The 19890-nt window shown below is 54.0% G+C and carries 16 protein-coding genes and 1 pseudogene; 7 read left to right on the plus strand and 10 right to left on the minus strand.

The window, feature by feature from the left end; all coding sequences use genetic code 11:
- Positions 1 to 12 precede the first annotated feature (12 nt).
- The 7 genes and pseudogenes from OGY71_RS16700 to OGY71_RS16725 all read left to right on the plus strand — a co-directional run bounded on the left by OGY71_RS16700 (position 13) and on the right by OGY71_RS16725 (position 6276).
- Complete coding sequence (locus OGY71_RS16700) at positions 13 to 240, plus strand: hypothetical protein (protein WP_001216599.1); 228 nt, start codon at positions 13 to 15, stop codon at positions 238 to 240.
- Positions 237 to 479, plus strand: coding sequence for a DUF5375 family protein (locus OGY71_RS16705; protein ID WP_286613469.1), 243 nt, complete (start codon positions 237 to 239; stop codon positions 477 to 479). The genes OGY71_RS16700 and OGY71_RS16705 overlap by 4 nt, the downstream gene beginning before the upstream one ends.
- A 14-nt stretch (positions 480 to 493) precedes the next feature.
- Complete coding sequence (locus OGY71_RS16710) at positions 494 to 2827, plus strand: primase-helicase zinc-binding domain-containing protein (protein WP_286613478.1); 2334 nt, start codon at positions 494 to 496, stop codon at positions 2825 to 2827.
- A gap of 441 nt (positions 2828 to 3268) precedes the next feature.
- A complete protein-coding gene (locus OGY71_RS16715) occupies positions 3269 to 3769 on the plus strand; it encodes a DUF6998 domain-containing protein (protein WP_001592532.1) in 501 nt (166 codons plus the stop codon).
- A gap of 294 nt (positions 3770 to 4063) precedes the next feature.
- Positions 4064 to 4222, plus strand: a pseudogene (locus OGY71_RS23330) (integrase); the annotation flags it as partial.
- Between the two features lie 266 nt (positions 4223 to 4488).
- Positions 4489 to 5370 (plus strand): AbaSI family restriction endonuclease, encoded by an 882-nt coding sequence (locus tag OGY71_RS16720; RefSeq protein ID WP_193134533.1) that lies wholly within the window; start codon positions 4489 to 4491, stop codon positions 5368 to 5370.
- Between the two features lie 549 nt (positions 5371 to 5919).
- Positions 5920 to 6276: a KPN_00521 family repetitive protein gene (locus OGY71_RS16725; protein WP_003826111.1), complete on the plus strand. Its 357-nt coding sequence runs from the start codon at positions 5920 to 5922 to the stop codon at positions 6274 to 6276.
- 194 nt (positions 6277 to 6470) lie between these two features.
- Here the strand turns inward: OGY71_RS16725 and iolB are convergent, their stop codons facing one another.
- From iolB to OGY71_RS16775, 10 genes are all read right to left on the minus strand, one after another.
- Positions 6471 to 7289 (minus strand): 5-deoxy-glucuronate isomerase, encoded by an 819-nt coding sequence (gene iolB / locus OGY71_RS16730; protein WP_193134535.1) that lies wholly within the window; start codon positions 7287 to 7289, stop codon positions 6471 to 6473.
- A gap of 9 nt (positions 7290 to 7298) precedes the next feature.
- Positions 7299 to 8189 (minus strand): myo-inosose-2 dehydratase, encoded by an 891-nt coding sequence (gene iolE / locus OGY71_RS16735; protein ID WP_286613479.1) that lies wholly within the window; start codon positions 8187 to 8189, stop codon positions 7299 to 7301.
- Positions 8190 to 8203: 14 nt separating this feature from the next.
- A complete protein-coding gene (locus tag OGY71_RS16740) occupies positions 8204 to 10108 on the minus strand; it encodes a bifunctional 5-dehydro-2-deoxygluconokinase/5-dehydro-2-deoxyphosphogluconate aldolase (protein WP_286613480.1) in 1905 nt (634 codons plus the stop codon).
- Positions 10109 to 10120: 12 nt separating this feature from the next.
- On the minus strand, positions 10121 to 11254 hold the full coding sequence (locus tag OGY71_RS16745; RefSeq protein WP_149334935.1) for a Gfo/Idh/MocA family protein: 1134 nt from the start codon (positions 11252 to 11254) through the stop codon (positions 10121 to 10123).
- A gap of 8 nt (positions 11255 to 11262) precedes the next feature.
- Positions 11263 to 12291, minus strand: coding sequence for an ABC transporter permease (locus OGY71_RS16750; RefSeq protein ID WP_003826102.1), 1029 nt, complete (start codon positions 12289 to 12291; stop codon positions 11263 to 11265).
- Between the two features lie 11 nt (positions 12292 to 12302).
- Entirely contained in the window at positions 12303 to 13850 is a 1548-nt protein-coding gene (locus OGY71_RS16755) for a sugar ABC transporter ATP-binding protein (protein WP_003839789.1), read from the minus strand.
- Between the two features lie 176 nt (positions 13851 to 14026).
- Positions 14027 to 14956, minus strand: a complete 930-nt coding sequence (locus OGY71_RS16760) for a sugar ABC transporter substrate-binding protein (RefSeq protein WP_003826099.1) — start codon at positions 14954 to 14956, stop codon at positions 14027 to 14029.
- A 38-nt stretch (positions 14957 to 14994) separates the two neighbouring features.
- Positions 14995 to 15981 (minus strand): inositol 2-dehydrogenase, encoded by a 987-nt coding sequence (gene iolG / locus OGY71_RS16765; protein ID WP_003826096.1) that lies wholly within the window; start codon positions 15979 to 15981, stop codon positions 14995 to 14997.
- 344 nt (positions 15982 to 16325) lie between these two features.
- The gene (gene iolD / locus OGY71_RS16770) at positions 16326 to 18251 is read right to left on the minus strand and encodes a 3D-(3,5/4)-trihydroxycyclohexane-1,2-dione acylhydrolase (decyclizing) (RefSeq protein ID WP_149334846.1); all 1926 of its coding nucleotides are present in this window, start codon (positions 18249 to 18251) and stop codon (positions 16326 to 16328) included.
- A gap of 11 nt (positions 18252 to 18262) precedes the next feature.
- Complete coding sequence (locus OGY71_RS16775; RefSeq protein ID WP_149281754.1) at positions 18263 to 19768, minus strand: CoA-acylating methylmalonate-semialdehyde dehydrogenase; 1506 nt, start codon at positions 19766 to 19768, stop codon at positions 18263 to 18265.
- Between the last annotated feature and the right edge of the window lie 122 nt (positions 19769 to 19890).

Here is a 19890-nt window from a genome sequence, read left to right on the forward strand (position 1 = left end):
GGAGGTGCGCGCATGAGACACACCACCATTACCGCCCGTGACCTCGAATGTCTGGAGCATATGCGCAACGTCGGCCAGCTCGTCGGCGACCTGATGCAGGTGCAGGACTGCGCCACCGTTCGTCGTGACCCGGCGCAGCAGTTACAGCTCACCTCCGTGATTTACCTCATGACCGCCCAGCTCGACGGCGTGGTCGAACGCTGCAATCAGCAGTGGCTTACCGGGGAGGGTAACGTATGAAAAAGCCATTACCGCCCGTATTACGCGCCGCGCTGTATCGTCGCGCAGTGGCCTGTGCATGGCTGACCCTGTGCGAACGCCAGCACGGCGAGGAAAAAGGCCGTCAGATTGCCTGTGCACTGCTGGAAGATTTAATGGAAGCCGGACCACTGAAAGCCGCCCCGTCGCTGTCCTTTCTCGGGCTGGCCGTGATGGATGAGCTTTGCGCCCGTCATATCACGTCGCCGGTACTGCACTGAGGGAGAAAATAACCATGAAAATGAACGTAACAGAAACCGTAAAACAGGCGTGCGGCCACTGGCCGAACATTCTCCCGGCACTGGGTGTGAGGGTGATTAAAAACCGCCATCAGTCCTGCCCGGTATGCGGCGGCTCTGACCGTTTCCGCTTTGACGATAAAGAGGGGCGCGGGACGTGGTTCTGCAATCAGTGCGGTGCAGGTGACGGGCTTAAGCTGGTAGAGAAAGTATTTGGCGTGACCCCGTCAGAAGCTGCCGGAAAGATAAACGCCGTGACCGGCAACCTGCCGCCGGTTGCCCCGGAAGTGATTGCGGCCGCAGAGGCTGAAACGGAGGCCGACCGCAAAGCGGCGACCGCGCTGGCCGTCAGGCTCATGGAGAAAACCCGACCGGCCACCGGCAACGCCTACCTCACCCGCAAGGGTTTCCCCGCTCTGGAATGTCTGACGCTCACCGTCATACATAAAACCGGCGGCGTGACGTTCCGCACCGGTGATGTGGTTGTCCCGCTGTATGACGATACCGGCGCACTGGTTAACCTTCAGCTTATTAATGCTGACGGTCTCAAACGCACCCTGAAAGGCGGTCAGGTCAAAGGGGCATGTCATGTCATCGAAGGGAAAAAACAGGCCGGAAAACGCCTGTGGATTGCAGAGGGTTATGCGACCGCACTCACCGTGCATCACCTGACCGGGGAAACCGTCATGGTGGCGCTGTCCTCCGTGAACCTCCTTTCTCTGGCTAGCCTTGCCCGTCAGAAATATCCGGCCTGTCAGATTGTCCTCGCCGCCGACCGTGACCTTAACGGCGACGGCCAGAGCAAGGCCACAGCGGCCGCAGATGCCAGTGAAGGCGTTATTGCCCTGCCGCCGGTGTTCGGTGACTGGAATGATGCGTTTATACAGTACGGCGAGGAAGCCACGCGCAAAACTATTTATGACGCCATCCGGCCACCGGCGCAAAGCCCGTTCGACACCATGAGCGAGGCGGAATTTACCGCCATGAGCGCCAGCGACAAGGCTTTGCGGGTGCATGAGCATTACGGCGAAGCGCTGGCCGTGGATGCGAACGGCCAGCTCCTGTCCCGCTATGAAAACGGCATCTGGAAAAATATCCCTGCCGCCACTTTCTCACGAAATGTGGCTGACTTATTCCAGCGCTTACGCGCCCCGTTCTCATCCGGGAAAATTGCCTCGGTGGTGGAGACCCTGAAACTGATTATTCCGCAGCAGGATACACCGGCACGTCGTCTGATTGGCTTTCGCAACGGGGTACTCGATACCCAAAGCGGCATATTCAGCCCGCACCACAAATCGCACTGGCTGCGCACGCTGTGCGATGTGGATTTTACCCCGCCGGTGGACGGGGAAATGCTGGAGACGCACGCGCCGAACTTCTGGCGCTGGCTCGACCGTGCGGCCGGTAAAAATCCACAAAAACGCGACGTGATTCTGGCTGCACTGTTTATGGTGCTGGCGAACCGTTACGACTGGCAGCTCTTTCTCGAAGTCACCGGTCCCGGCGGGAGCGGCAAAAGTATTCTGGCCGAAATCGCGACCCTGCTCGCCGGGGAAGATAACGCCACGTCAGCCGATATCGACACACTGGAAGACCCGCGCAAGCGTGCCTCCCTGATTGGCTTCTCGCTTATCCGTCTGCCAGACCAGGAAAAATGGAGCGGTGACGGCGCAGGGCTTAAGGCCATCACCGGCGGCGATGCGGTCTCGGTTGACCCGAAATACCAGAACCCGTATTCAACACATATTCCGGCGGTGATTCTGGCCGTGAACAATAACCCGATGCGCTTCACCGACCGCAGCGGCGGTGTGTCACGTCGCCGGGTGATTATTCACTTCCCGGAACAGATTGCCCCGGAGGAACGCGACCCGCAGCTCAGGGATAAAATCGCCCGCGAGCTGGCCGTCATTGTGCGCCAGCTTATGCAGAAATTCAGCGACCAGATGACCGCCCGCGCACTGCTCCAGTCGCAGCAGAATTCCGACGAGGCGCTCAGTATCAAGCGCGATGCTGACCCGACATTTGATTTTTGCGGCTATCTGGAAATGCTCCCGCAGACCAACGGGATGTTTATGGGGAATGCCAGCATCATCCCGCGTAATTACCGTAAATATCTCTATCATGCGTATCTGGCCTATATGGAGGCCAACGGATACAGAAACGTGCTCAGCCTGAAAATGTTCGGGCTGGGGCTGCCCATGATGCTGAAAGAGTACGGCCTGAATTATGAGAAGCGGCACACCAAGCAGGGGATACAGACTAACCTGTCGCTGAAAGAGGAAAGCTACGGCGACTGGCTGCCTAAGTGCGACGAACCCACAGCGATATAACCTACCTCAGACCGGCAACAGCCGGTCTTTTCCTTTCTGGCCATTGCCACAGGGTGAACAATCCACTGTTCACCCTTCACCGTATATTCACCCTGTATCACCATGAAATTATTGATAAAAAACCAGAGGTGAACAGTGTGAACAGTAAAACCTGAAAAAACTTTTTATCCCTCCACCACATCGCCTGACCGGGCGCATCCAGAGCGAGAAAAAAACACAAAGGTGAAGAGTCGACTGTTCACTCTTCACCAACTCATCACCATTTATCTTTATGATTTAAAATAGAAAATAAGCATGGTGAACAGTGTGAACAGTTAAATGCAAAAAAACTTTTTTTGAGTATGATGTAGCTCTCCATACTTTATGGAAAGATCCAAGTTAGCTGAAAGCCTCACCAAGACAGCACGTTAATTCGTAACGTGTTAAGCAAAAGGGAATTTTATGGGGACTACTTTGCTTCAAGAAAACCATGAAAAAATTTTAAACATACTAAATGAAGCTAAAGATGTGGCGCTAAGGTATTACAAATTAACCAATAAGCCTCTCGGAATCACTGGAGAAATAGCTGAACATGAAGCTGCAACTCTTCTCGGGTTGTCACTATGTTCAGCACGTCAGTCCGGATACGATGCGACTGAGATTTTGGACGGGAAAGAATATAGAGTTCAAATCAAAGGTCGATATATGCCTGATCCTAAAAAAGTCTCTGCGAGAATTGGTGCTATTGATATATCTAAGCCATTTGATTCTGTTCTTTTAGTTTTGCTTGATGAAAATTATGATGCTTTTGCCATGTATGAAGCATCACGAGATGTAGTAGTCGCAGCTCTTCAAGCTCCGGGGTCAAAGTCTAGAAATGAGCGAAATCAACTAGGCATAGCAAAATTCAAGTCCATTAGCCGTCTCCGCTGGAGCAAGGTTGCTGAACCTGAGATCCTTTAATTGGTACACGTTTAGGTACACAACTGAAAGTTGAATACGGAAAAATCCTTTATATTTAAAGCATTGAGTAATTTATTCAGACTCCGCCAGCCCACCAAAATTCTCCATCGGTGATTACCAGAGTCATCCGTTGAAGTCCTAAGAGCCCGCACGGCGCAAGCCCTGCGGGCTTTTTTGTGTCTGTCGTTGTCCCAAGATATCCGGCTAAATCCGGTGATTATTGGTATGCGCTTTTAGGTATACGGAAGGATGTATACCTAAAAGCGCATACCAATTCCTGGAACAGCGGCCACAATGGCATGGACAATGTGCCCCCTGACCAACACCGAAGTTCTACAAGCTAAAGCGGGCAAGAGAGCTTACTCTTCATAACAGCGAGGGTTTATTCCTCATCGTAAGACGACAGGAAAAATGCTCTGGCGCTTTCATTATCAACGACCGACCGCCAAAAAAGAACGATAGCAGGGGATACAAACTAATCTGCCGCTGAAAGAGGAAAGCTACGTCGACTGGCTACCGAATTGCACCGAATCCGCAGCAACATAACCAACCTCGACCGGCAACAGCCGGTCTTTTCCTTTCTGACCATTGCCACAAGGTGAACAGTTAGATTAAAAAAATATTTACGCATCTTATGGCGATAGGTAATACTATCTTCATAAGAAAAGTCACATTATATGAAGAACTAAGAAGGAAGAAGGAAGAAGGAAGACATATAAATGGATAAAACTGATTACATCCTGCGTTCACTTACGAAAACCTCAAAAAAACGATGGGAACATTATGCAGTAACTCGCATTTATCATCTTTTAAATGATCCCGATATTGAATTTATCTGCCAGCAATGTATCAGAAAAGAAAATGGAAAAATCTATTTGGCAGATTTATTTTTCCCACAACTGGAACTTTATCTAGAAATTGATGAAGGGCATCACAACAGTGAGCAATCACAAATAGATGATGCAAAACGTCGTATGGATATTACTGAAGCCACAGGATTTTTAGAGAAAAGAATTCCCGCAAGCAAAATAAGCCTTGAAATTTTCGATCGTTACATCAATGAATTTATTGAATTGATACGCAATCGTAAAAATAGAATGATTAAAGATAAAAAATTCAAAGAATGGGATTTTGATAATAAATATACAGCTCGTCCTCATCTTAAGGCAGGAAGGATATCTGTAGGTCCGGATGCCGTCTTCAGATACCACCGGGATGCTTTGAACTGTTTCGGTTACAACAAAGGGCATCATCAGTCTGGCGGTTGGAGCATTCCTTCTCACATAAGTGAAGCAATGGGTCTATCAGGAAAGTGCATGGTTTGGTTTCCAAAACTATATGGAAATTCAGATTGGGGAAATGAATTGACTGACGATGGTAACAAAATCATCGAGCGGAATATAAAAGATGATGAGGGATACACAGAACGTTGGGATAAACGAATTGTTATGGCACATTCTCGTGATGAGTTGAACAGGACACTGTACCGATTTCTTGGGGTGTTTGAAGCTATCCCTGGTCACCATACTGGCAATATACTAGAGTTTCATCGTGTAAGTACATCGGTCAATGTATATCCTCCTAATGATGCTGCCCCATGATTAACCGCATATTTAGTTCCCTGTTTATACGAGATACAACGCAGCCACAGTGAGGAAATTGGTACACATTTAGGTACTCGACTGAAAGTTGAATACGAAAAAAAATCCTTAAAATTTAAAGTATTGTGTACTTTACTCAGACTCCGCCAGCCACCAAACACCGGAGAAAAGCCCTCAGCGCAAGTTGAGGGCTTTTTGGTCTCTGTATTACCTGTAGTACCGGTCAAACACTAAGAAATGGGTACACGTATAGTTTCACACGTAAAACGTGATTAAAATTCAACCTCATTTCTAATAAAAAAAACATCCCCAAATAAATATCAGGCAGCATTATGATGTCGCTCCCATGCTGAATAATGATTATTACTCTTTATTTAACCCAGCATTAAATGTGGGTACCCCCAACAAAAAAACCGTATTAATTACTCGCAATTGCACAAAATAGATAAATACCGTTATCAGCATTTACAGTTTTTTCCTAAAGCCAGCGCTTCGTTTGTATGCCATGCTTAACCACGCTAATAACTTATAACGCTAAGCGAGGATATTATGAAAAAGACAATTATCGCATTATCTGCAATTCTGCTGGCTTCTCCGGTTATTGCCGCAACAACACACGCAACCGATAATGATGTAGCCGCCGCACACGAAAACGCCAATACTGCAAAAGAAAAACTGCATCAGGCGCAGAATCAGGGCGAAGAGCAAAAATTAAAAGCCAAACATGCTGCTGAAGGTAAACAAGATGACCTGAGCAGCAAGGTGAGTGAAGGTTCACAAAAAGCCTGGAATACAACCAAAGAAGGTACTGAAAAAGGTTGGAATGCAACAAAAGAAGGTACCGAGAAAGGCTGGAATAAGACTAAAGAAGGTGCTGCCTCCGTTGAGAAAAAAGTCAGCGAATAATCTTCCAAACATTGAATAATAAAAAACCGCGAAAGCGGTTTTTTATTATTAGGAATAAGCCGCAATCAAGCATCGGGCCTCATCGCAATCTGTTTCTAAAGTTAAACCAGATCAGGGCCACTGTAACGCACAGCCCCTAACTCCACGAGTGGCGACAGCAAATCCTGTTTCACTCTCGCCAAACGCTTTCATCCTTACTTATCAACCGGATAATCCCTGTTAATCCACACATGTTCATCTTCCCAGGTAAACATCCATTTGCGAACCGGGCCGGCCATTACGTTAAGGTAGTAACTGTCATATCCCGCCAGGGTTGCCACCGGGTGATACCCTTTCGGCACCATCACCACGTCGCGGTTATAGACTGCCATACACTCGTCAAGCGACCGATCGTCGGTGTAGACCCGTTGCATACAGAATCCCTGCGGCGGGTTGAGGCGATGGTAGTAAGTCTCCTCCAGATAGGTTTCCTGCGGGGGATTATCGGTGTCATGTTTATGGCTTGGGTAAGAACTGGTACAACCTTCGTTGGTCCACACCTCCACCACCAGCAGGCTATCTGCGGGTTTATCTTCCGGTAAGATGTTATGCACATAACGCTGGTTGTGACCTTTGCCACGCGCTTCCCCGTCGATATCCTTAGGTGCGATCAGCCGTGTTGGGTGCGTGCCTTTCCCCGGTGCAGCGCAGACCGCCAGCTCCAGTCTGGTCACCGCCTGAACCTGTATGGTTTCACCAGCAGTGACATAAACCGCCCACGGTTTGATCCGTTCGAACGGGCTCATCCGCTCACCGATATCCGTAAAAGTTGCGCCCGGCGTGGTGACGGTCGCGCGTCCGGCAACCAATACCAGACAACGTTCTTCGCTGACGGCGGGCAGCGTAAGCTGCTGCCCTTCCTGCAGTTCATACGCTCTAAAGCCAACATATCTCCAACCGGCGCTTTCCGGCGTCACTGACTGCGTACACCCTTGCGCGTCCGGCTGCTGCCAGCGTGATAATAAACGTGACATATCACCTCCTCAGATAAACCCGGCATCCCGCGCCAGACGGCTAAGGTTGTTATAGCCCAGACGCGCATACGTCAGCGGATGCGCGATGGCCGGATCCTGCTCCGCCTCCACCACCAGCCACCCCTGATATTGGTTCGCCTTCAGCAATGCCATGATTGGCGGATAGTCAACGCAGCCATCTCCCGGCACGGTAAAGACGCCGCTCAGCACCGCATCGAGGAAGCTGGTTTTGCGGTTTTTGACATCCGCCAGCACGTCGGCACGCACGTCTTTGCAGTGAACATGGCTGATACGTGATGCCCAGCGCTGCGCCACAGCCAACGGATCGGCACCCGCAAAGGTCAAATGCCCGGTATCGAGCAACAAGCCAACCTCATCACCGGTATACATCATCAGATTATCCACATCTTCAGCAGATTCAATCACCGTTCCCATGTGGTGGTGATAGGCAATCTGTACCCCCTGCTGCTGGGTGTAACGCGCAAACTCGGTGAGCTTTTCACCGTACTCTTGCCAGCGCTCTTGCGGGAAGCGCGGACGCAGATGTACCGGCGTCTGCTGCTCGCCGTGAATGCAGCCACTGACTTCGGCAAAGACCAGCACCTTCGCTCCCAGTTCGCGCAGTAACGTCAGATGTGACTGCACGGCGGCAATCTCCTCCTCCACGCTGCGTTCCAGCAGACGTCCGGAGTACCAGCCGGAAACCAGTTGCAGGTCGTGGCGCTGCAAAATGGGGCCGAGCAGTCGCGCCTCGCGCGGGAATTTATTACCCAGTTCGAAACCAGCAAATCCAGCCTCTTTGCCCTCGCTCAGACACGTATCAAGCGACGTCTCAGCGCCCAGTGAAGGAAGATCGTCATTCGTCCATGTCAGTGGATTAATACCTAATTGTACCGTCATCATCTTCTCCTGAATTATGCTTGTCCGCGCTCGCGCCACCAGGCGATAAGCTGCAGGTAGTTATCTTTAATGCGCGCCACCAGTTGCGCATCGTCAATATCGTGTTTCAACCACGCGCGGGAAGCGTCGCCGAACAGCGTGCGTCCCACGGCAAATCCTTTCACCACCCCATGACCCGCAGCCGCTTTAAAATCAGCACGCAGTTGCTCTGCCGGTGCGTCCAGGCCCAGGATCACCACGCCACGGCAGTGCGGATCGCGCCGTTCGATAATGTCACTCAACGCCGTCCAGCCAGCAGATGTCAGCGGTGGGAGTTTCCACCAGTCGGGGTAGATCCCTAAGTTGTAGAAACGGGAAATGGCGCGCAAATACAGTTCATCACTGCGCGGCATACTGGCCGGTAAAATCACCTCCAGCAGCAGCTCATGACCGGACTGGCAACAGGCGCGGTACACCTCAGCGATTTTCTGTTCTTGTTCCAGGCGCAACGCGTGGGCATCTTCCGGATGGAAAAAGACCAGACACTTCACCACATGTTCCTGCGGCCAACTAATGAGCTGCGAGCCTATATTGCCGTGTTCCATCTCCAGCGGGCGCGACCCCGGCAGTTCGATAGGGCGACCAATCCACCAGCCCTCTCCGGTTATCGCATTCAGCGCATCCTGACCAAACGTACCATCGCAGAGTAGCCCGGCCTTGCCCTCCAGCCCGGCGATGTTGGCCGCTTCACGGCTGGCCTGCAAAATAAGCTGTTTCAATGCCGGAATACGCTTCAAAGACGCGCCGCACTGCAACGCCATATCTTCCAGTTGGCTACGGTGATCGAAGGCCATCACGCACAGTTCCGGCCATGTGCGGCGGCGAGTCGTCACGCGATGCAAATGGTTGAGATGCGGATCGAGATCCGGACGTGGAACCTCTGCGGCGCGAGAAAGATAATCATCAAGCTCCACTTTGCTCGGCATCGCCGGCGCACAGCCGTGACGCGACACCACCAGCGCACCGCAGGCGTTGGCGTAGCGGCACGCCTGCTCCCATCCCTCATCGTTGAGGTAGCCGCGCAGCAGACCGGACATAAACGCATCCCCCGCCCCCAGCACGTTCAGCACCTCTACGCGTACGCCGGTGACTGTCAGGCCATCGTCCAGCCGGGCCGGGATGGCGTCGGTATACACCGAGCAGCCGAGCGCACCACGCTTGCAAACCAGCGTCGCGTGACTCACGCCGCGAACCTGCGACAGCGCCTGCAGCGTATCGGTACTGCCGCCCGCGATATGAAATTCCTCCTCGGTGCCGACAATTACATCAAAAAGATGCAGCACCTCCTGCAACTGGCGGGTGACCTGATCGGCGGCGATAAAGCGCGTTTCGCCGTCGCCTAAGGAAGTAAGCCCCCACAGCACCGGGCGATAGTCGATATCCAGCGCCGTACGCACGCCGTGACGCCGGGCGTAAGCGAGCGCCGTCAACACCGCCTCGCGGGTTTGCGGATGAGAAAGATGCGTCCCGGTGATGGCAAGACAACGAGCAGAAGCGATGTACTGTTCATCAACATCGCTGGCGGTAATCGCCATATCCGCGCAGTTATCACGGTAAAAAATCAGTGGGAAGGTGTCCCGGTCTTTAATGCCGAGTAACACCAGCGCTGTCAGGCGGTCTTTATCAGTGATCAGATGGCTGGTATCGCAGCCTACCTGGTTTAATTCTTCACGCAGGAAACGCCCCATATGTTCGTCGCCAACCCGCGCCAGCATTGAAGAACGCAGTCCCTGGCGTGCCGTGCCGTAAGCCACGTTGCCGGACGAACCACCAAGATATTTGGCAAAGCTCGACACATCTTCCAGGCGCGCGCCAATTTGCTGACTGTAGAGGTCAACCGCCACGCGGCCCATGCATATCACATCAAACTGCTTTTCCACGTTGATACCTCTTCAGACAATGTCGTTCACGTTCAGCCAGCGGCCTTCCTGGTGCGAGAGTGCGATAGCGTCAAGCACGCGCGACACCTTCCAGCCCTCTTCAAAGTCCGGCCACATCGGTGCATCGGCGGCAATGCCGTCCACCAGGTCACGTACTTCTACTGTTTTCTGGTCGTTAAAGCCGATACCATGCCCGGCTCCCATGCAAAACGCGCCGTAGTCCGGGTGCGCCGGGCCAACCAGTAAAGTGCGAAACCCCTGGCGGTTGACCGGATCGTCATGCAGATAGAGCTTCAGCTCAGCCATACGCTCCTGAGTAAAACTGATGGTTCCTTTGGTCCCGGTAATCACATACGACAACCCCATCTTGCGGCCACAGGCAACGCGCGAGGTTTCAATCACCCCTTGCGCACCGCCTGCAAAGCGCACCATCGCGTGGGCCTGATCTTCGTTCTCTACCGTCACCATTTGCGAGGAACCGACTTTCGCCGGACGCTGTGGCACCACGATCTTCAGGTCGCCGCAGACCTGCTGAATATCCCCAACCAGGTACTGCGCCATATTGACGATATGCGCCGCCAGATCGCCAAGCGCACCAAGTCCGGCGGTCTCTTTAAAACAATGCCAGTGGATCGGCGCAAGCGGATCGGCCATGTAGTCTTCGTTGTGGGTGCCGTAGAAATGGATCACCTCACCAATTTCTCCGCGCTCAATGATCTCTTTCGCCAGCTGCGCCGTTGGGTTCTTCATATAGTTGAACCCCACCAGCGTTTTCACTCCTGCCCGCTGTGCAGCCTCAACCATTTCACGTGCGTCGTGAGCATTCAGCGCCAACGGCTTTTCTGAGTACACATGCTTGCCATGGCGAATCGCTTCCAGCGCCATCTCTTTGTGTAGATGATTAGGAGAACAGATATCCACGACATCAATGGCCGGGTCAGCTACCAGCGCACGCCAGTCTCCAGTTGAGCGTTTGAAGCCAAACGCCTGCGCCCGCTCGGCGGCCAGCTCTGGAGAGACTTCCGCCACCATTTCGCGCACCAGCTTGCCGCGCAGGTTAAACACCGTCGGGGCCTGGGCATAGGCGATGGCATGCGCCTTGCCGATATACCCGGTGCCAATCAATCCAATACGAACTTCTTTCATCATGATCCTCACAATGCGCCGCGACGGCTCTTGGCGTAGGTATCGAACGCCACCGCCAGAACGATAATTAAGCCGGTAATAATTTGTTGGTAGTAAGCCGAGACATTCATCAGCACCAGACCGTTAATCAGGATGCCCATGATGATCGAGCCGATAATGGTGCCGCCAATACGCCCGTAGCCGCCCATCAGCGAGGTGCCGCCAATGACCACCGAAGCGATGACGCGCAGCTCAAACGAGATCCCGGCGACCGCTTCTGCGCTTCCCAGACGAGCACTGAGGATGAAGCCCGCCAGCCCCGCCAGACAGCCAATCAGTACGTAGACGCTCACCAGCACGCGCTTCACGTTGACCCCTGCCAGACGCGCCGCCTCCGGGTTGCCGCCGATGGCGTACACAAAGCGCCCCCAGCGGGTTTTATGCAGCGCCAGATAACCGCCTACCGCCACCAGCGCGAATATCCAGATTGGAATGGAGATACCGAGCAGTTCACCGCGTCCCCACCAGCGGTATCCCGCGTCGAAACCGGCAATCGGTGCACCGTCGTTAATCACCAGCGTCAGGCCCCGCCAGATGGTCATCCCGCCGAGGGTGACGATAAACGGCGGCAGACGCAGGCGGGTCACACCGAGGCCATGCAGAAAACCAATCGCGGTGCCCATCGCCATACAGATCCCAAGGCCAATCAGCCAGCTCATGCCGCCCCAGGCGTTCGGGTCGACGGTGGTGAAGTTGTCGCCCTTAATCACATACGCAGCGGTCATGGCGCAGACCGCCAGGATGGACCCCACCGACAGATCGATCCCGGCAGTCAGAATGACAAACGTCATCCCCACCGCCATGATTCCGTAGATGGAGACTTCGGTCAGGATGTTGAAAATATTGCGTTCAGAAAGAAAATTGCTGTTCTGCAACTGAAAGAAAATCAGCAGCAGGATCATGAAAATCAATACCCCAAAGCGCTCAAAAAAGGCAATGGGATCAAGACGTCCGCCGCGTTTGGCAGGAACCTGCGTTTTAGAAATAATCTGCGTCATGAATCACTCCGTTATGCCGCATTCAGGGCGTTGTGGTTGATGGCCATCATCGTCATTAGCCGCTCTTCATTAGCGTCGTCGCCGTGGATCTCGCCAGTTACCCGGCCTTCACTCAACGTGATGATCCGATCGGAAACCGCCATGACTTCCGGCAGATCGGAGGAGATCACGATCACCGCCACGCCCTTTTTCGCCATATCAAACAGCACCTGATGGACTTCTGATTTGGTGCCAACATCGATGCCGCGCGTTGGTTCATCCACGATCAACACTCGAGGATTAAGCGCCATGCAGCGCGCGAGGATCACTTTTTGCTGATTCCCGCCGGAGAGCTTGCGCACCTCCTGCGCGCTGTTGACCATTTTGATCTGCAGCGCCTGGCGGTATGACTCGATCAGGGCATCCTCTTTGCGGGTATTCACGAACCAGCGCCAGTGCAGCAGTGACGAGAGGCTGGAGAGCGACAGGTTGTCGCGGATCGACAGCCCAAGCACCGCGCCCTCTTTTTTACGATCTTCCGGTACCAGCGCCAGCCCCTGATCCAGCGCAAACAGCGGATCGCGCGGCTGATATGGCACGCCATCAAGTTCAAAGCTGCCGGAAGTAAAACCGTCGGCGCCAAACAGGCAGCGGGCCACTTCGGTGCGCCCGGCACCCACCAGTCCGGCAATGCCTAACACTTCGCCAGCATGCACGTGGAAGCTAATATCGTGCAGCGCGATACCATGCGGATCCAGCGGCGGTTTTTCGCGGCTAAGCCCCTTCACCGCCAGACGCACAGGTTTATCTTCATGGTGAGTTTCGCTGGCCGGACGGCGATTAAAGGCCACATCGCGCCCCACCATCAGGCGGATCAGCTGTTCTACGGTGGTCTGTGCAACCGCGCCATTCCCGGTGAATCGTCCATCCTGGAAAACGGTGAACTGGTCACAGAGTTGAAAAACTTCATGCAGGCGATGGGTGACGTAGATAATGCTCACGCCGCGCCCTTTAAGTTCCCGCACCACACGATGTAGGCTTTCTACTTCGCTGTCGCTCAGCGCGGCGGAAGGTTCATCCATAATGATCAGCTTTGCGTTCAGCGTCAGCGCCCGCGCAATTTCCACCATTTGCTGCTGCGCCACGCTCAGCCGGGCCACGGCCGTGGTTGGCGCAACGTTCAGTTGCAGGTAATCCAGAATCACCTGCGCTTCCTGATTTACCGCCTTTTCGTCAACAATCAGATTGCGTTTCCGCGGCTCACGACCGAGGAACATATTCTCGGCAACGGTCATATTGGGCAGCAGATTAAATTCCTGATAAATCGTGATAATGCCCTTGTTCTGCCGCTCAACCGGAGAGTCTTCTACCGGCAATGTTTCTCCGTTGAACCAAATATCCCCGCGTGTTTGCGGCTGTGCGCCCGCCAGCGCTTTCAGCAGGGTCGATTTTCCGGCACCGTTCTCACCTAACAGCGCATGAATTTCGCCTGCACCAACGGTCAGCTGTGCGCTGCTCAGCGCCCAAACGCCGGAAAAGCTTTTCGCCAGGTCGGTCACTTTCAGTAAGGGTTGCGACATCGGTCTGCTCCTCCTTTAGAGTGAGCCGCCGTAACGGCGGCTCCAGATATACACAAAATCATTCAAGTTGCATCAAGGCGGCAAGTCTGAGAATCCCCAGGAGCTTACTCAAGTAAGTGACTGGGGTGAGCAGATGCAGCCAACACAGAGGCAGCTTGAAGGATGACGTGTATAAATCAGTTACCGGCTTCGTTAATACGCTCGGCCTGCTGCAAATTCTCTTTGGTGATAAGCGTTGGCGGGTAGTCAGCCCCGGTGATCGCAGTCTTCTCACGGACGTTATTCACCAACTGGCTCATGGCCGTTTTCACCGCAAAGCCAGGACGCTGATCCGCCGTCACTGCCAGCCAGCCGTCGCGCACACGCGCCAGTGCTTCCGGCACAGCATCGAAGCCCGTGACCAGAACTTCACCCGGTTTCAGTCCTTGTCCCTGTAACGCTTCAATCGCGCCCAGCGCCATATCGTCGTTAGCAGAGAGGATCACCTGCGGACGCTTCGGCAACGAAGGCAGAACGCTTTCGACAATGCGCATCCCTTCAGAACGCATCCAGTTACCGGTCTGATCGGCAACGATCTTGTACTTTTCACCACCCGCCTTCAGGCTGTCGCGAATGCCTTTAGTACGTTCAATGTTGGAGGAGGAGCCTGGCTGGCCGGTCAGCAGAATAATGTCTGCCCCGTCAGGGAATTTGGTTTTGACAAAGTCGCCAATCGCCTGGCCGCCTTTGTAGTTGTTCGCGCCGAAGTGCGGCACTTTTTTCTGGCTGTCAACGGAGCGGTCAAGGGTAACAACGGGCAGTTTCGCATCCTGAATTTCATCTACCGCGCTGGACACCGCGTTGACATCGTTTGGTGAAACAATAAAGCCCTGTGCGCCACGAGTTATGGCATTTTCCAGGTCAGCGACCTGTTTTGGCGAGCTACCCTGCCCGTCCAGGACCTGTAAATTCACGCCCATCTCTTTTGCGGCTTTCACCGCCGTGCGCTGCATGTGAACTTCAAATGGCATCGCCAGGTTTGGCGTACTGAAAACAATTTGCTCATTTTCAGCAATGGCTGCCCCGGATGTCATGGCGATGAGGACAGCTAAGATCAGTTTTTTCATTATTATGTCTCTCTGTGTAGGGTAGGTTGTGGTGACAATCAGAGGAGAACTTCACGTTGGCTATGCAGTGACTCCAGCGCTTTATCCGCCAGATACAGCGCACGCTCGCCATCGTCCCCGCTGCAATCAGGGACCGCTTCGCCGCGCAGTACCGCAACAAAGTGTTCCCATTCCGCGGCATAGGCCGATTTATAACGCTGCAAGAAGAAATGTTCAGGTAACGCGCTGGTGCAGCCGGTCTTCGCGTAGTGCTGCACCTGATTCTCGAGAATGTTGCCCGCGCACAGCAATCCTTCAGAGCCGTGCAGCTCAAGGCGCTGATCGTATCCGTAAGAAGAACGGCGGCTGTTGACGATGGTCGCCATCGCGCCGGAGGCATATTTCAGTACGATGAACGCGGTATCGATATCGCCCGCTTCGCCAATCGCCGGATCCACCAGATTGCTGCCCTGGGCATACACCGAAACCGGCTCTTCGCCCATGATAAAGCGCGCCATATCAAAATCGTGGATAGTCATATCGCGGAACATACCGCCGGACACACGCACGTATTCCGCAGGCGGCGGCGACGGGTCGCGGGAGATGATCAGCAGCGATTCCGGCTTTCCGATACGCCCGGCCAGTGCGTCAGTTTTCACACGGCGAAACTGTGGATCGAAGCGGCGGTTGAAACCGATAAACAACGGTACATCGTACTCTTTGACCACTTTCAGGCAGTCGCGTACACGGGCCAGATCCAGGTGGACCGGCTTTTCACAGAAGATGGCTTTACCGTGGCGGGCGGCCATTTCAATCAGATCCGCATGGGTATCGGTCGCGGAGGCAATCAGCACGGCGTGAACGTTAGGGTCCGTCATCGCCTCATCCAGGCTTTGCAAACGAGCCTGGTACTGTGTGGCAAGACGGGTGGCAAATTCCTGATTCGGGTCGACGACGGACCAGAGGGTAGTAGCACTGTGACTGGCAATGTTAGCTGCATGTACCTGGCCAATTCGGCCAGCGCCCAGTAAAGCAATGTTAAACATAACGGCTCCCGGTGTTGGTGAATGCGATGAACTAACGACCCTTTAAATAAAACATTTATTTCATTTTTATAAATAGTGAAAATTATGTTTTTGAGTGCAAGTTAACACTTTTGAGATGATCGAGATAAAATCTGTTATCAATATCACAACATAACAACAGGGAAGATGCAGGAATTGGCCCCCTTCCGTTCAGGAAGGAGGCGATGGATGAAGAAAAAGGAAAAATGAAATGAAAATTTCGTTGTCGCAGGTTGCCGGATGACGGCGCTAACGCCTTATCCGGCCTGGGGGATAGAATCCGCTGTAGGCCGGATAAGCGCGGCGCCATCCGGCATTAATCGCTTTTAGTACTGACGTGCGTTTTTCACCTGCTCAAACGTCTGCTCAGCCGCTTTTCGCACCGACGGAGATTCCGCCACCTGCGCATCGCCAGTGCGCCACCAGGCGGCATAGTCGTGGGTCATGGTTTTCGGCAGGACTTTGATATCCAGCAGCACAGGCCCCGAATGCGCACGGGAGGCTTCCAGCGCCGTCAGCAGGCTTTGCTCGTCATGTACACGCCATGCCCGACAGCCGTAGCTTTCCGCGTTTTTGGCAAAATCGACCTTCACCAGCGGCCCATCCAACCGTCCGGTTTGCGGGTTACGGTGACGGTTTTCCGTACCGAAACTCCCCATCCCATGCCCCATCTGCAGGTTGTTAATACACCCGAAGCTGGCGTTATCAAACAGCAGGATAGTGACTTTTATCCTCTCCTGGACGGCGGTTTGTAGCTCGGAATGCAGCATCATGTACGAGCCATCCCCCACCATGGCATATACCGGCTGCTGCGGCTTCGCCAGCCTGGCTCCAATAGCAGCCGCAATCTCATAGCCCATACAGGAGTAACCGTATTCCAGGTGATAGCTGTCCGGGGTTTTGACCTGCCAGATACGCTGTAAATCGCCAGGTAGCGATCCGGCGGCCCCTACGACGATAGCGTTATCTTCAATGTGCTGATTGATAAGCCCCAGCACCTTCGTCTGGGTCAACCTGGTGTTTAGCGTGTCGCCATATTCCGCCAACTGAGCGTCAAGATGCCCTGCCACTTCGGGTTCGTCATTGGGACGCCAGTCGCGCTCCCATAAACGTTGGCACTCATCGCGCCAGGCCTCTTGCGCCTGCGCGACCTCCTTCCCCCAATCGCTGCGGTAGTCTTTCAGTGTTTCAGTTAATGCCGTAAGCCCGGTACGGGCGTCGGCGATAAGCGCAGTGGCATCAAGCTTCAGTGCGTCAAACTCCGCCACGTTCAGCAGCAGGAACTCAACCTCCGGATGAGAAAACAGCGCTTTCGAACCGGTGGTAAAGTCGGTGAGGCGCGTACCGATGCCGATCACCAGATCGGCTTGCGGTGCGAGCTGATTCGCTGCCATCCCTCCAGTTACCCCAATGCCTCCGAGGTTAAGTGGGTGGTCACTAACCAGCGCTCCCTTTCCGGCCTGAGTTTCGGCAAACGGCAGTTGCAGCGTTTCAACAAACGTACGAAACGCCTCATGCGCGCCGGAATATCGTACCCCGCCGCCGCATACCACCAGCGGACGGCGTTTGCGGGCAATCAGCGCCCGCGCCATCGCCAGACGCTGCGGGTCGGGCGGTCGACGTTCGATCAAATGAACGCGGCGCGCAAAGAAGCTCTGCGGATAGTCCCAGGCTTCTCCCTGCACATCCTGTGGCAGGCAAATAGTTACGGCACCAGTATCTGCGGGGTCAGTAAGCGTTCGCATCGCGTTTAGCATCGCGCTCATTAACTGCTCCGGGCGGTTAATCCGGTCCCAGTATCGCGAGACCGGGCGGAAGCAGTCGTTGGTACTGATGCCAAGGTCATGGTATTGCTCAATTTGCTGCAATACCGGGTCCGGCTGACGACTGGCATAGACATCGCCAGGCAACAGCAACAGCGGAATACGGTTCGCCGTCGCGGTTGCTGCGGCGGTCACCATGTTTGCCGCTCCCGGCCCAACCGATGACGTCACGGCAAAAATACGCTGGCGCCGATGCTGTTTGGCGAATCCGGTCGCCATGTGCGCAATTCCCTGCTCATTACATCCCTGCATTACCTGCAAATGACCGGGTGCCTGCTCCAGCGCCTGGCCAATGCCAAGCACGTTACCGTGACCAAAGATGGTGGCGACACCCTCGACAAAGGGCGTTTCCACGCCATCGACACAGATATATTGTTGATTAAGGAATTTGACCAGCGCCTGAGCCATGGTCATACGTTCGGTTTGCATAAACCCTCCTGTCAGCCCAGCGTTGGCATGGAGAACGCGGCCCCTGTGTCCTGCAGCATCTCCGGCCAGCGTGCGGTGACGGTTTTCATCCGGGTGTAGAAGCGCACGCCATCGTTGCCATGAACGTTAAGCGCACCAAAAATGGACCGCTTCCAGCCGCCAAAACTGTGGAACGCCATCGGCACCGGAATAGGCACGTTTACGCCCACCATGCCCGCCTGCACTTCTTCGCAGAAGCGACGCGCACAGCCGCCGTCACGCGTGAAAATTGCCGTGCCATTACCATATTCATGACGGTTAATCAGTTCCACCGCGCTGCTGTAATCTGCTACGCGCACCACAGAAAGCACCGGCCCAAAAATCTCTTCTTTATAAATGGTCATCTCCGGCGTGACGTTATCAAACAGGGTCGGCCCGACAAAATACCCCTGCTCATGGCCTTTAACGCTAAAACGCCGACCATCCACGCGCAGGCTGGCCCCCTGCGATTCCCCACTGTCGATATAACCGAGCACTTTATTACGGTGTACCGAGGAGATAAGCGGTCCCATTTCGTTTTCCGGTGTCTGATCAAGCCCCGGCCCGACACGCAGCGCCGCAATCTGTTTTTCCAGTCGCGAGCACAGCTCATCTGCCGTTTTGTCCCCTACCGCCAACACCACCGAAAGCGCCATGCAGCGTTCACCCGCCGCGCCGTAAGCAGCCCCCATAATGGCGTTGGTCGCCATATCCATGTCGGCATCCGGCATTAAAATGCAGTGATTTTTAGCGCCACCTAACGCCTGGCAACGCTTACCGTGGGCCGATGCCGTCTGATAAATGTATTCCGCAATCGGCGTAGAGCCGACAAAGCTCACGGCCTGCACGCGCGGGTCAGTTAACAGCACGTCAACGGACTCTTTGTCCCCCTGCACAACGTTGAACACGCCGTCCGGCAATCCGGATTCTTGCAGCAGTTTGGCCAGTGCAAGGGCGAGAGAAGGGTCTTTTTCTGAGGGTTTCAGCACGAAGGTATTCCCGGTTGCCAGCGCGATGGGGAACATCCACATCGGTACCATTGCCGGAAAGTTAAACGGCGTGATCCCGACGCAAACCCCGAGCGGTTGCATCAGCGAATGGCTATCAACGCCGGTACCTACGTTGGCTGAGTGTTCGCCCTTTTGCAGATGTGGGATGCCGCAAGCAAACTCCACCACTTCCAGGCCGCGGGTCAGCTCACCAACTGCGTCAGAGAATACCTTGCCATGCTCTTCGCTGATGATGCGAGCCAGCCTCTCCATGTTTTCTTCCAACAGCGCCTTAAAGCGGAACATCACTCGCGCACGTTTTAACGGAGAATGACGCGCCCAACCGGGGAATGCGTCGTGCGCTGCCGCAATAGCCTGCTCGGTTTCCTGTGTCGTACTCATCACCACCTGGCGGATCTGCTCGCCGGTGGCCGGGTTGAAGATTGCCTGAACGCGCTGGCCTGAACCGGTGACACATTCGCCGTGGATAAAATTCGCTACTGTCTCCATCCTTAACCTCTCGCTGTTGATACGTGACTGTTACCTGAACACTGTTATCTGTGTACTATATATGAAACAAACATTCCATTTTAAGTTGAAATAAAATAAATAATGATTAATGTGATCAAGGA

This window comes from Citrobacter sp. Cpo109 (assembly GCF_030332565.1).
Taxonomy (GTDB): domain Bacteria; phylum Pseudomonadota; class Gammaproteobacteria; order Enterobacterales; family Enterobacteriaceae; genus Citrobacter; species Citrobacter portucalensis.